12 protein-coding genes are annotated in these 12,921 nt (G+C 62.9%); 7 read left to right on the top strand and 5 right to left on the bottom strand.

Features of this window, described 5'->3' with window-relative positions; genetic code table 11:
- Positions 1–59: 59 nt before the first annotated feature.
- The 3 genes from LQK83_RS17455 to mutY all read right to left on the bottom strand — a co-directional run bounded on the left by LQK83_RS17455 (position 60) and on the right by mutY (position 2,562).
- On the bottom strand, positions 60–749 hold the full coding sequence (locus LQK83_RS17455) for an HAD family hydrolase (protein WP_230838678.1): 690 nt from the start codon (positions 747–749) through the stop codon (positions 60–62).
- Positions 750–844: 95 nt separating this feature from the next.
- Positions 845–1,459 carry an HAD family hydrolase gene (locus LQK83_RS17450; RefSeq protein WP_230838677.1) on the bottom strand — a complete coding sequence of 205 codons (615 nt, stop codon included), beginning with the start codon at positions 1,457–1,459 and terminating at the stop codon, positions 845–847.
- A gap of 44 nt (positions 1,460–1,503) precedes the next feature.
- Complete coding sequence (gene mutY / locus LQK83_RS17445) at positions 1,504–2,562, bottom strand: A/G-specific adenine glycosylase (RefSeq protein WP_230838676.1); 1,059 nt, start codon at positions 2,560–2,562, stop codon at positions 1,504–1,506.
- 190 nt (positions 2,563–2,752) lie between these two features.
- On the opposite strand from mutY, the gene LQK83_RS17440 reads away from it, so the two are divergent.
- The 6 genes from LQK83_RS17440 to LQK83_RS17415 all read left to right on the top strand — a co-directional run bounded on the left by LQK83_RS17440 (position 2,753) and on the right by LQK83_RS17415 (position 10,155).
- Positions 2,753–3,253, top strand: a complete 501-nt coding sequence (locus LQK83_RS17440; protein ID WP_230838675.1) for a DUF721 domain-containing protein — start codon at positions 2,753–2,755, stop codon at positions 3,251–3,253.
- Between the two features lie 157 nt (positions 3,254–3,410).
- Positions 3,411–4,529 carry an NADH:flavin oxidoreductase gene (locus LQK83_RS17435; RefSeq protein WP_230838674.1) on the top strand — a complete coding sequence of 373 codons (1,119 nt, stop codon included), beginning with the start codon at positions 3,411–3,413 and terminating at the stop codon, positions 4,527–4,529.
- 321 nt (positions 4,530–4,850) lie between these two features.
- The gene (locus tag LQK83_RS17430) at positions 4,851–5,588 is read left to right on the top strand and encodes a DsbA family protein (protein WP_442966789.1); all 738 of its coding nucleotides are present in this window, start codon (positions 4,851–4,853) and stop codon (positions 5,586–5,588) included.
- Positions 5,589–5,843: 255 nt separating this feature from the next.
- Positions 5,844–9,305: a chromosome segregation SMC family protein gene (locus tag LQK83_RS17425; RefSeq protein ID WP_230838673.1), complete on the top strand. Its 3,462-nt coding sequence runs from the start codon at positions 5,844–5,846 to the stop codon at positions 9,303–9,305.
- Between the two features lie 256 nt (positions 9,306–9,561).
- The gene (locus LQK83_RS17420) at positions 9,562–9,843 is read left to right on the top strand and encodes a type II toxin-antitoxin system RelE/ParE family toxin (RefSeq protein ID WP_230838672.1); all 282 of its coding nucleotides are present in this window, start codon (positions 9,562–9,564) and stop codon (positions 9,841–9,843) included.
- A gap of 9 nt (positions 9,844–9,852) precedes the next feature.
- Positions 9,853–10,155: a HigA family addiction module antitoxin gene (locus tag LQK83_RS17415; RefSeq protein WP_230838671.1), complete on the top strand. Its 303-nt coding sequence runs from the start codon at positions 9,853–9,855 to the stop codon at positions 10,153–10,155.
- 8 nt (positions 10,156–10,163) lie between these two features.
- On the opposite strand, the gene LQK83_RS17410 is transcribed toward LQK83_RS17415, so the two are convergent.
- Positions 10,164–10,784, bottom strand: coding sequence for a DUF922 domain-containing Zn-dependent protease (locus LQK83_RS17410; protein ID WP_230838670.1), 621 nt, complete (start codon positions 10,782–10,784; stop codon positions 10,164–10,166).
- A 37-nt stretch (positions 10,785–10,821) separates the two neighbouring features.
- Positions 10,822–11,643 (bottom strand): class I SAM-dependent methyltransferase, encoded by an 822-nt coding sequence (locus tag LQK83_RS17405; RefSeq protein WP_230838669.1) that lies wholly within the window; start codon positions 11,641–11,643, stop codon positions 10,822–10,824.
- A 132-nt stretch (positions 11,644–11,775) separates the two neighbouring features.
- Between LQK83_RS17405 and LQK83_RS17400 the strand changes: the two genes are divergently transcribed.
- Complete coding sequence (locus tag LQK83_RS17400) at positions 11,776–12,918, top strand: ABC transporter substrate-binding protein (RefSeq protein ID WP_230838668.1); 1,143 nt, start codon at positions 11,776–11,778, stop codon at positions 12,916–12,918.
- Positions 12,919–12,921: the final 3 nt, after the last annotated feature.

Below are 12,921 nucleotides of genomic sequence, written 5' to 3'. Positions count from 1 at the left end.
GGTGCCGTCCGCAGGGCGGCCTCGAAGGATCAAGGCCCAGCCATCCTGTTCGTCTGGTCTCACGCCAGTTCGCGCCAGTCCGAAAGCGCTTCGATCGTCGCCGGCAGTTCGCTCATGCGGGCAATCACGGTTTCCGCCCCGGCCTCCGTGAGCTTGTCTGCATGCGACGGATAGGTGTGCGATGCGCCAGTAAAGCCGATGACGCGCATGCCGGCGGCCCGCGCCGCCGTAATGCCGTGAACCGAATCCTCCACCACGACCGTCTTGGCCGGGCTGACATTCATCTGGGCGGCCCCGTGCAGGAAGATGTCCGGCTTGGGCTTGACCCGATCCGCGCCCAGATCTTTTGCCGAATAGACATGTCCCTCGAAATAGGGCTTCAGCCCGACGCGTGTCAGCATCGCGTCCAGTCGCTGTGTGCTGGAATTCGAGCAGACACAGCGCGGCAGCGTGATCCGCGACAGCGCGAACTTCACACCCTCGATGATCTTCACCTCGTTGGCGAGCTTCTGGTCGAGCAGCTTCTCGGACTTGTCGAGCAGGGAGGCCGAAAGCGGAATGGAGGCTTCGGCCTCGACGGCGAGAAGAATGTTCTTCCACGTCATTCCCGCAAAGCGCTCGCCCATTTCCTCCACCGAGATCGGATAGCCGGCCTCGGTCAGCAGGCCGGATTCGACCCGCGCTGCAATGATCTCGGAATCGACGAGCACGCCGTCGCAATCGAAAATGATGAGGTCGAAGCCGTTCATGATGGTCCAGACATTCTCTTGGGGGTGTGAAGGCGCGCAATGCGGCATGCGCGCGCCGTTTAAACCAAAGCCGCTGTCAGGGCAATGGTGGGGACTTACGCCGCGATCCCGTATTCCGCGAGATCCTGCCGCAGCTTTTCCGGGCTCGTGAACAGGACCGCCTGCCAGCCGCAGGCCTGCGCGCCGGCGACATTGGCCGGGCTGTCGTCGATGAAGAGGCTTGCCGTCGGCTCGAGATCGAAGGCCTTCGCATGGGTCTCGTAGATCGCGGCATCCGGCTTGATGAGGCCGACGCGCGCCGAAACCGTCACGCCGCGCGGGGCATGCAGGAAGTCGTACATGGTTTGCGCCTGGGCAAACGTGTCGTCGCCAAAATTGGTCAGCATGGTCACGTCATGACCGTCGGCAATGAGCTTCCTCATGATCGCGACGCTGTCCTCGTAAGCATAGGGCACCATTTCGTGCCAATGCTTGCGGAAGGCGCGGATATGTTCCTCGCGCTCCGGATACTGCTCGATCAGCAGCGCTTCAGCTTCTGCCCAGGTGCGGCCGCGATCCTGTTCGATATTCCAGTCATGCGTGCAGACATTGTCGAAAAACCAGCGCCGCTCCGCCTCGTCGGGGATCAATCGGCTGAACGGGAGGTTCGGATCGTAATGGATCAGCACCTTGCCGATGTCGAAGACGATGTGGCGGATTTCCGGTTTCATGCAGAACCTTTCCTGGATTGGCGACGGGCGAGAGATGCCCGTTGTCAGAATGCGCCGGGGATAGCGGCTTCGATTGCTTTTTTCATGACAGTGGGCAGCGCCTCTCGATCAAGATTTTCGATTTTGCGCCAGAAGCCGTGATCGATGGTCCGGCCTTCGGTCTCTGCGACATGCACCGTAAGCCTGAGTTCGAAATGCGTGAAGACATGGGTGACGACGCCTGCCGGTTTCCACTCGGCCGGGAAGGGGGCGGCCGAAAGGTCTGTCGCCCCATCCTCGCGGGCCGTCCAGCGGCTGCCGGGCACCTCCGCCATGCCGCCGAGCAAACCTTCCGGCGGACGTGTCCGCAACAACACTTCACCCTTGCCATTGATCGCAACAAAAGCAGAGCCGACCCGAACCGGCCGGGCCTTCTTCGTCGCCTTCACCGGATAAAGCTCCGGCTCGCCTTCTTTGAGCGCCTGGCAATAATCCTTCAGCGGACAGAGCACACAGGCCGGCCGTTTCGGCGTGCAGATCGTGGCGCCGAGATCCATCATCGCCTGCGCGAAATCGCCGGGCCTGTCGATCGGCGTCAACTCGATCACGCGCGCCTTCATTAGCGGCTTCGAGCCGGGCAGGGGCTCGCCGATCGTAAAGAGCCGCGAAATCACCCGCTCGACATTGCCGTCCATCACCGCCGCCGGCCGGTCGAAGGCAATGGCCGCGATGGCGGCCGACGTATAGTCGCCAATGCCGGGCAGCAGGCGCAGGCCCTCGACCGTATCGGGAAAGACGCCGCCATGATCCTTGGCGACAGCCTCGGCGCATTTCTTCAGGTTGCGCGCCCGGGCATAATAGCCAAGCCCCGCCCAGGCCTTCATCACGTCTTCGGTGGGGGCTGCCGCAAGGTCCATGACGGTCGGCCAGAGCGTCGTGAACTTCTCGAAATAGGCCTTCACCGCCTGCACGGTCGTCTGCTGCAGCATGACCTCCGAAAGCCAGATGCGATAGGGATCGGGCTTGATGCCCTTGCGGGCCGCAGATGGGCTCACCCGCCATGGCAGTTCGCGATGATGCCGGTCATACCAGGCCACCAGCACATCACTTAAGTCTTTCTGCAAAGCCCGACGCTCCGTCCTGTCTGCCGCCGGCTGGCCGGCGTTAAGCGCGCCGCTTGAGCGGAAACGCCTATCTTTTTGTTTTCACACAATTCCAAAAGCGAATCCGCTTCGCACTCTCGGCCGAATTGCGCTATATGTGCCGACGCGCTTCGAAAGGTTCAAGCAGAACCGGCGCCAGGGGCCGAGAAACATGGTGGAAAGACGACGGGGCGCGCAGCAGATCGCCGATGTGGCCAATGGCCTCATCGACCCTGTCCTTGCGCGCCGTGCCGGCATCAATACCGCGCTTCTGGGTTCGTGGCCGGAGATCGCGGGACCCCAGTTTGCCGATTGCACACGGCCCGAAAAGATCGCCTGGCCGCGCCGCGACGAAGCCGGAGACGGCCGTCCGCAGCCGGGTGTGCTGACGGTGGCCTGCGAAGGCTCGCGCGCGCTCTTCCTCACCCACGCGCAGGGCGAACTGATTTCCCGCATCAATTCCTTTTTCGGCTTCGCCGCCATCCGGCAGTTGCGCATCGTGCAGAAGCCGGTCGCGCCTCAGCCGAAGAGCAGGCCGCTGCGCCCGCTCGACGCCATCGCCGCTTCGAAACTGGATGACATGGTGGACGGCATGGAGGACGGGCGGCTGAAGGAGGCGATCATGCGGCTTGGCCGCGGTGTGCTTTCCAGCCGCAAACGACCGCAACGGTGACGCCGGTTTTCCGTCCGGAAATGCGTCAGCGAAAAAGCATTTCCAGGAAAAGTGGCCACCGGTTTTCCGTCCGGAAATGCGTGAGTTAAAAAGTAAGGGTGCTTGACCTTTCGGGCCGACGACATACCTAAGCGGCTCTGACCGATGGAGTCCCCGCATGACAACCTCCCCTTATGACACCCTCTTTCGTCCCTTCCGCCTTGGCCCGCTGGAGCTGAAGAACCGTATCGTCATGGCCCCCATGACCCGCACTTTCGCGCCCGATGGCGTCCCGGGCCGCCACAATGCCGACTATTATGCCAAGCGCGCTGCCGGCAATGTCGGTCTCATTCTGTCGGAGGGCACGGTCATTGAGCGGCCCGTGTCGCGCAATCATCCCGACATTCCGTCCTTCTTCGGTGAGGAAGCGCTTGCCGGCTGGAAACTGGTGATTGATGCCGTCCACGCCGCCGGTGGCCGCATGGGGCCGCAGATCTGGCACACCGGTTCGACAATCGGCAAGCCTGACTGGGATCCAGGCCACCCGGTCGAAAGCCCCTCCGGCCTTGTCGCCCCCGGCAAGCCGCGCGGCAAGGCGATGAGCGAGGAGGACATTGCCGACGCCGTGGCCGCCTTTGCGCGCGCCGCCGCTGACGCCAAGCGCCTGGGTTTCGACATGGTGGAGCTCCACGGCGCCCACGGATATCTCATCGACCAGTTCTTCTGGGCCGGCACCAATGAGCGCACGGACCGCTACGGCGGTGCGACGCTCAAGGAGCGCTCCCGTTTTGCGGCGGAAGTGGTCGCAGCCGTGCGCGCTGCCGTAGGTCCCGATCTTCCCGTCAGCCTGCGCGTCAGCCAGTGGAAGCAGCAGGACTATGCCGTGCGTCTCGCCGAAACGCCGGACGCCATGGCCGAGTGGCTGGTGCCGCTGGTCGAGGCGGGTGCGAACCTCCTGCATTGCTCGCAGCGCCGCTTCTGGGAACCGGAATTCCCCGAAATCGATGGCGAAAACGGCTTGAACTTTGCCGGCTGGGCAAAGAAGCTCACCGGTGCGGCCACGATCAGCGTCGGCTCGGTCAGCCTCTCGAATGACTTCTTCAATGCCTTTGCCGGCCGCAACGCCGCATCCACCGGTCTGGAACAGCTGACCGAGCGGATGGAGCGCGACGAGTTCGACCTCATCGCCGTTGGCCGCGCGTTGATCAGCGATCCGAACTGGGTGGAAAAGGTCCGCGCTGGCGCGACTGGCGACCTGACCGGCTTCGAGCCCTCGGCGCTGTCGGAACTGGTTTGATAGAGACAGACAAAAGGGCAGGTGGAGGCGCTTTGGTCGTCCGCCTGTTCCAACCGCTCCGAAAGCGGCAATGGAATGTCTTCGATCCCGGTTTCAAGAAAATGTGATATTGGGGTGAAGAGAGACACAAAAGCCTGTTTTTTCAGGTTTTCCGGCCCTCAGGGCTGTTTCACCTGACTGCACTCGTATTCCTGTCTTAATTTTCATGATTTCTGCTTTGACTCATATCGTTTCATCGGCAAAAGGTGCTGAAAAGAGCGACTTGAAAGCGGGATTGCCTCGTTTTAGAGAAACAATGCTTCGAACAATTGGAAACTGACGATGAACAACATCACGCTGACCAAGCGGCATCTCCTCGGCGGGATTGCTCTTGCTTCTTCCGCCGCCCTTCTCGCCGCTTGCAACGGCAAGGACGAGAACAAGGAAAGCGCCGCCAAGGACGCAAAGCAGGGCATCGATAACACCAAGACGGCATCCACGACGCCTGACGCCAAGGTTCCGGCCGCCGATGGTACGGTGGACGTCGCCAAGCTCATGGCGCCGGGCCCGCTGCCGGAAATGTCCGAAGGCAAGGCCGATGCGCCGGTCACGATCGTCGAATACATGTCGATGACCTGCCCGCATTGCGCGCGTTTCCAGAAGGACACGTTCCCGGCGATCAAGACGAAGTATATCGACACCGGCAAGGTCCGTTACATCCTGCGCGAGTTCCCGCTCGACCCGGTCGCGGCGGCCGCCATCATGCTGGCACGCTGCGCGCCCCCGGAACAGTATTTCCCCTTCGTCGACGTGCTCTTCCAGCAGCAGATGAGCTGGGCGACGGCCGATGACAAGCGCGCCTCGCTGATGCAGATGTCCAAGCTCGCCGGTTTTACACAGGAGAGCTTCAACGCCTGCTTGACGAACCAGAAGCTTCTGGATGATGTGAACGCGGTTCGCGAGAGGGCAGCGAAGGAATTTGGCGTCAACGCAACGCCGACCTTCTTCGTCAACGGTGCGCGTTATGCAGGGGAAATGACGGTTGACCAGATGTCGGCCATCATCGACAGCAAGCTTTAAGCGCAGTCATTTTGGGAAACCGGGCCGCGGCGGTAGCCGCGCGCCCGGTTTTTCGTTGTTTGGGCATGCCCTTCTGACGGGCGAAAGACCCCCTCTGGCTGCCGCCATCTCCCCCACAAGGGGGGAGACGGATGGAGCCGCCAATGTCGCGTCCGCTGAAACGCTTGAGAGAGAACGCGGCAGGTGCTGCGCGTTCCTCTCCCTCCCCCTTGTGGGGAGGGTTGGGGAGGGGTCTTTTCCTGTGGGGTGCGCCCCATGAAATTCAACAAGCTCCGCCTCCTCGGCTTCAAGTCCTTCGTCGAACCCTCCGAATTCGTCATCGAAGCCGGCCTTACCGGCGTTGTCGGCCCCAATGGCTGCGGCAAGTCCAACCTTGTCGAGGCGCTCCGCTGGGTGATGGGGGAAAATTCCTACAAGAACATGCGCGCATCGGGCATGGACGACGTCATTTTCTCCGGCTCCGGCAACCGCCCGGCGCGCAACACGGCGGAAGTGGGTCTCTATCTCGACAATTCCGACCGCACCGCGCCGGCCGCCTTCAACGATGCCGACGAGATCCAGGTGACGCGCCGCATCGAGCGCGAGCAGGGTTCGGTCTACCGCATCAACGGCAAGGAAGCCCGCGCCAAGGATGTGCAGCTACTCTTCGCCGATGCCTCGACCGGCGCGCGCTCGCCTTCCATGGTCGGGCAGGGGCGCATCGGCGAACTCATTCAGGCCAAGCCCCAGGCGCGCCGGCAATTGCTGGAAGAGGCCGCCGGGATTTCCGGCCTGCATTCGCGCCGCCACGAGGCGGAACTTCGGCTGCGCGCCGCCGAAACCAATCTCGAACGCCTCGACGACGTGACGGCACAACTCGAAAGCCAGATCGACAGCCTGAAGCGCCAGGCCCGTCAGGCGACCCGCTTCAAGCAGCTCTCCGCCGATATCCGCGCCCGCGATGCCATGCTCTATCACATCCAGTGGACGGACGCGAAACACGCCGAGACGGAAGCGACCGCTGCGCTGAACGAGGTGACCTCCATCGTCGCCGAACGCGCGCAGGCGCAGGCCGAGATGGCGAAGAACCAAGCCGTCGCCGGGCTCCATCTGCCGGAATTGCGCGATGAAGAAGCCCGCGCCGCCGCTGCCCTGCAACGCCTGCAGATCGCCCGCACCCAGCTGGAGGAGGAAGCCTCCCGCATGGCCCGCCGCCGCGACGAGCTGGAGCGTCGTCTGCTCCAGCTTTCCGGCGACATCGCCCGCGAAGAGCAGTTGCTGGCAGACAATGCCCGTTTCCTCTCCGAACTCGATGCCGAAGAAGCAGACCTTGCCGCCGAAGTGGAGGGCGCTGCCGAGCGCGCCGAGGAACTGGCCGCTGCCGTGGCCGAGGCCGGCGGGGATCTGGCCGAGGCCGAAAGCGTTTTCTCCGCCTTGACCGCCGAGCGCGCCGAGGCCGCCGCCTCGCGCCAGCAGATGGAACGCTGGCTCTTCGACCTGACCGAACGTGCCGGCCGCCTGACCCGGCAACTGCAGGATGCTACCCGCGATCTCGACGCCGCCGAGTGCGCCATTGCCGAAATGCCGGATCCCTCCACGCACCGCGAAGAGGTGGCCGAGCTGGAGGCGATGCTGGAAGACAGCGCCGAGACGATTGCTGCGGCCGAAGATGCTCTCGGTACCGCTCGAGAAGGCGAGGCCGAAGCCCGCCGTGGCGTTGAAAACGCCCGCCAGACCCTCAACGGTCTGGAAACAGAAGCCCGTACCATCGAGCGCATGCTGGAGGCAGGCTCCGCTGGGGGAGACTTCACGCCCGTCGCCGATCTTCTCTCCGTCGATCGCGGCTATGAAACCGCTCTGGGCGCGGCGCTCGGCGAAGATATCGACGCCCCCGCCGACGTCCGTGCCGCCCGCCACTGGGGCACATCGCTGAATGCCGCGGACGACCCGGGGCTGCCCGACGGCATTCGCCCGCTTGCCGATTTCGTCCGCGCGCCTGCTGAACTCGCTCGCCGTCTGGCGCAGGTCGGCGTTGTGGCTGCAGGCGAGGGGGCGTCCAAGCAGGCTCTCCTCAAGCCCGGCCAGCGGCTGGTCTCGAAGGATGGCGCGCTGTGGCGCTGGGACGGTTTCGTGTCGGGAGCCGATGCGCCGGGTGCCGCCGCTCTCCGCCTCGAACAGAAGAACCGGCTGGCCGCGCTTGCCTATGAGATCATCGCTGCGCGCGAGGCCCTGCTGACCGCCGAGACCGCGCACCGCGCCGCCGCCCAAACCGTCGCGCTTACCGAAGCGCAGCTGCGCGACGCCCGCGAGGCCGAGCGCCAAACCCAGCGCCGTCTCGTCGAGGCGCGCGATACGCTCTCCAAGGCCGAGCGCGCCGCCCTCGAGGTTGCCCGCCGCCGCGATACGCTGGCCGAAAATGTCGAGCGCCTGAAGGGCGAGATCGAGGATCTGAAGGTTCAGGAGGACGAGGCGCGCGAAGCCATTGCCGACACGCCAGACCTGTCCAGCCTCGATCTGAAGCTTGCGCAGGCGCAGGCGGATGTCGCCGCCGGTCGCGGTCGCTTGGCTGAGGCTCGCGCCGCCCATGACGGTCTCGCCCGCGAAAACGACATGCGCCGCCGTCGCATCGGTGCCATCGCGCAGGAACGTTCCGCCTGGACCGCCCGCGCCGCCAATGCGCGAACCCAGATTGCAGCGCTGAAAGCCCGTGGCGAGGAATCGCGCGAGGAACTCGAAGGGCTGGAGGACGCCCCGGAAGAACTGGACGACAAGCGCCGCCGCCTGCTCGATGAACTGGTGAAGGCAGACGCTGCCCGCAAGGCCGCCGCCGACCGCCTCGTGCTCGCCGAAACCGCCGGCCGCGATGCCGATCAGGCCGCCGCCATGGCGCTCTCGGCGCTGGCCGAAGCGCGCGAAAAGCGCGGCCGCGCCGAGGAGCGCCTGGTCTCCGCCCGCGAGCGCCGCGAGGATGTCGAAAACCGCATCCGCCACACGCTTCAGATCGAGCCGCACGACGTCTTCCGCCTGACCGGCCGGCCGCATGGCGCGCCGCTGCCCGATCCGCGCAATGTGGAGATCGAACTCGACCGCCTGCGCGTCGAGCGCGAGCGGCTGGGCGCCGTCAACCTGCGCGCAGAGGAGGAGCAGGCGGAACTCTCGGATCGGCTCAAGGCCTTGATCCGCGAGCGCGACGACGTGGTGGATGCCATCCGCAAGCTGCGTGCCGCGATCCAGAACCTCAACAAGGAAGGCCGCGAACGGCTTGTGGCCGCCTTCGATGTGGTGAATGCGCAGTTCCAGCGCCTTTTCACCCATCTCTTCGGCGGTGGCACGGCCGAACTTCAGCTCATCGAAAGCGACGACCCACTGGAAGCCGGCCTCGAAATCCTCGCCCGCCCGCCCGGCAAGAAGCCGCAGACCATGACCCTGCTGTCGGGCGGCGAACAGGCGCTCACCGCGCTCGCCCTCATCTTCGCCGTCTTCCTCACCAACCCCGCGCCGATCTGCGTGCTGGACGAGGTGGACGCGCCGCTCGACGACCACAATGTCGAGCGCTACTGCAACCTCATGGACGAAATGGCCGCCTCCACCGAAACCCGCTTCGTCGTCATCACCCACAACCCCATCACCATGGCCCGCATGGACCGCCTCTTCGGCGTGACAATGGCCGAGCAGGGGGTTTCGCAGCTCGTCTCGGTGGACTTGCAGACGGCGGAGCAGCTGCGCGAGGCGGTGTGAGGATGAAGCGACCAGAGGTGAGAACGACAACGCTGAGAGAGCTTCGCCGAAGCAGGGATGCGGGTGAGCTGTTTCACGATCCCGCCGCGCCGGCTGGTGATGCTCTTGGCTCAGATTTTTGGCGCGGCGCGGTATGCCAGAAGTCGCCGGTTCCTAATCCGGCAGAGGAAATTCCGAAACCCTCAGATAAGTAGCCCCATGCGCTTGACCTTAGATTGGTATCGCGCAATGATACCAAGATATCTGGATTGGTCGAATGATCGTTTCGTTCAAGGACAGGCAAACCGCAGCCGTGGCCGACGGGACGGTCCGCAAGGGGTTACCTGTGGAATTGGTTCGGCGCGCACAACAGCTCTTGGCTGTTCTGGACGCCGTAACCTCCATTGAAGATCTTCGCTCTCCACCGGGCAATAGCCTTGAAAAGCTCTGGGGCGATCGGGAAGGGCAATATTCAGTCCGGATTAATAAGCAATGGCGCATCTGCTTTGTCTGGACGCAGCAAGGACCAAGTGACGTCGAAATCGTTGACTATCATTGAGGTGTTGCGATGAAACCGGCCGACCATCTGCCCCCAATCCATCCGGGTGAAATCCTGCGGGAGCTCTATCTGGAGCCGCTGGAAATGACGCCTTATGCCCTGGCCAAGCAGCTTCACATTCCCCGCACGCGGATCGAGCGCATCGTGGCCGAGAGATCGGGAATTACCACCGACACAGCACTGCGGCTCGCCAAGTTCTTCAGGACCTCTCCGGAATTCTGGATGAACCTTCAATCGACCTATGAACTGAAGGTGGATTCAAAACGTCTGGCGGATGAACTGGCAGCCATTCGTGAGATCGAGGCAGCCTGATCCTGTCGTCAACGCAGGATTTGATCCCCATAAACAAACGTCATCACGAGCCGCCGCACAGTCCCGCCATCACCCATCTCGGCCTTGTCAAACGCCGCATCCTTGCCGCTCTTTTCCTTGAAGGCCGCACCGAGCCGCCGCGTCAGCTCCGCACGCACCTTCTTGCAGGACGGATCGTTTGCCGCACTCAAGCCCGATGTCTCCGCCACCATCCGGCGGACCATTTCCATGATGAAGCGGCCGTGCTGGCGCTCATGCGTTTCGATGCCCGCCTCGAACGTGTCCCAGCGTGCCTTCACGGAAGGCGTAAGCCTTCCAGCGGGTTTCGGGACGCGGTAGATGATGGTGACGTTCGGCGTGTTCTCGGCGATCCGGCAGCCGCCGCTGGCGTCGTTCTCGTAACGCCGCGTCCAGGTCAGCTTGAAATCCGTGTAGGCAATGGCGCGCACCTTGCCACCGTGCACCATCGGGCCCTTGTCGCCGATGGACTTGTAGAGATCGAGTTCGCTCTGACCGGAAATGGCGTAGCGCTCGATCTTTTCCGTGGGCTTCCAGCCGCCAGCTTCCTGAGCGCCGAGAGGCGAGGCGGCAACGAGAGCGAATGTGAGGGCCAGAACGGTCCGTGACATGCAGTGCGAATCCTTCTTAAAATCAAGAAGGAGCCTATCACTTCGCCTTCGTCGCCACCACGGCATAGCGGTGCTGGGTGGCGCGCTCCAGCCCCTTGAAGAAGCTGAAATTCTTCCGTTGTGCCTTGTGGATGGCGCGCATGTCGGTATCGATGACCACGGTCGCGAAGCCCGCCTGTTTCAGCAGGTCTGCCACCGCCTCGGCGCGGGCGCCTTGCGAGAAATAGACGCGGGAGAGAATGCTCTGATGCGTCGCCACCATGTCGGGCGTTGCCGCCCCATGATGCTTGTCGCGGGCGAGGCCCAGACGTGCTGCGAAGGCCGCAAGTTTCTTCGCAAGCTTAGCCGCCGGCCCCGGATTGACGAAATCGCCATCCACGACAAGCACCTTGCCGCCTGGCTTCAGCACACGATGCCACTCGATGAAGGCCGCCTGGGGATCGACCAGTGTCCAGACGAGATGCCGGTTGGTGATCACATCATAGCTCTCGTCCGGCTCCATCGTGTTTTCGGCGTCGCCCATGACGAAGCGGATGGGGCGGCCGTTGCGTTTGGCCTTCGCGCGGGCAAGCGAAAGCATCGGCTCCGCCCAGTCCATACCGGTCACGTCAAAGCCGATGCCGTCGAGAAGATGCGATACGACGCCGGTGCCGCTCGCCAGATCCAGCGCTTTCCGGCCTTCACCGTTGCCCAGATGGCGGGTGAAAAGCCGTTCCCAGGCATGCTGCTCCTCCAAGGAAAAAATCCCGTGGCCGGGTTGCTCGTCGAAGGTCGCGGCGCGGGCGGACCAATAGGCCTTGATCTCGTCGCGAAGGGAAAAATTTGCCCCCTCCATTTGCCCGCCCATCGTCTTTTCCATCTCGTCACCTGCAGTCTGGAATCGTTCCAAAAGATAATTCTTGACGGATATTATCAACATATCTAGTCAAAACATGATCGCATTTATCAAGATAAACTGGCGGCTTCAAGTGACAGTTTTAGGGTTGTAAAGATGAAATATTTCAACAAGGTGGGTCTTGCCGCCTCTGCTTTGCTCGTCCTGTTTTCTTATCCCGCCTTTGCCGGCGAGAAGACGGAAGTGACCGACATCACCGGCCGCAAGGTCACGGTGTCGCTCCCTGTGGAGCATGTCATTCTGGGCGAGGGCCGGCAGATCTATTTCACCGCGGCACTCGACGCCGACGCTCCCTTCAAGCGCATCGTCGGCTGGCGCGACGACTTCAAGCGGGCCGATCTCGACGTTTACAACGAGTATCTCGAGAAGTTCCCCGAGATGGCTAAAATCCCGACCTTTGGCGGCATGAAGGACGGCACGTTCGACGTCGAGCAGGCGGTCGCGCTGCATCCGGACGTCATCATCATGAACATCGACGCCAAATCGGCGACGGAAGAAAGCGGCTATATCGAAAAGCTCGCCAAGGTCGGCATTCCGCTCGTCTATGTCGACTTCCGCGAAAAGCCGATGGAGAACACCGAGCCGTCCATGCGTCTGATCGGCAAGCTTTTCGGCAAGGAGGCCCGCGCCGAGGATTTCATCAAGTTCCGCGCAGCCGAAATCGCCAAGGTGACGGACGTTCTCGCCAAACATCCGGACGTCAAGAAGCCGCTCGTCTTCATGGAGCGTGCCGGCGGCTATTCGGATGATTGCTGCATGTCCTTCGGCAACGAGAATTTCGGCAAAATGGTCGAGCTCGCTGGCGGTATCAATTTGGCCAAGGACATCATTCCCGGCACGTTCGGCACGGTAAACCCCGAGCAGATCATTGCGTCCAATCCCGATCAGGTGATCGTCACCGGCGCCAACTGGGAAGCCTATGTCCCGGGCGGCAAGTGGGTCGGCATGGGCGCCGGCGCTGACAAGCAGAAGGCGCGCCAGAAGCTCGCGGCCCTCATGCAGCGCCCGGCTTTCACCGGCATCAAGGCGGTCAAGGACGGCAATGTCCACGCCATCTGGCACCAGTTCTACAACAACCCCTATCAGTTCGTCGCCATCCAGCAGATCGCCAAGTGGCTGCATCCCGATCTCTTCAAGGACCTGAACCCGGAGGCAACCTTTGCCGAACTGCATAAGCGCTTCCTGCCGGTCGAGTATCGTAGTGGCTACTTCGTGTCGCTTGACGATGCCACGGAATGACGA

Origin of the sequence: Rhizobium sp. C1, assembly GCF_021026335.1 — a bacterium.
Taxonomy (GTDB): domain Bacteria; phylum Pseudomonadota; class Alphaproteobacteria; order Rhizobiales; family Rhizobiaceae; genus Ensifer_A.
The sequence above is the reverse complement of the archived record's forward strand: the minus strand, read 5'-3'. Positions and strand labels throughout refer to the sequence as shown.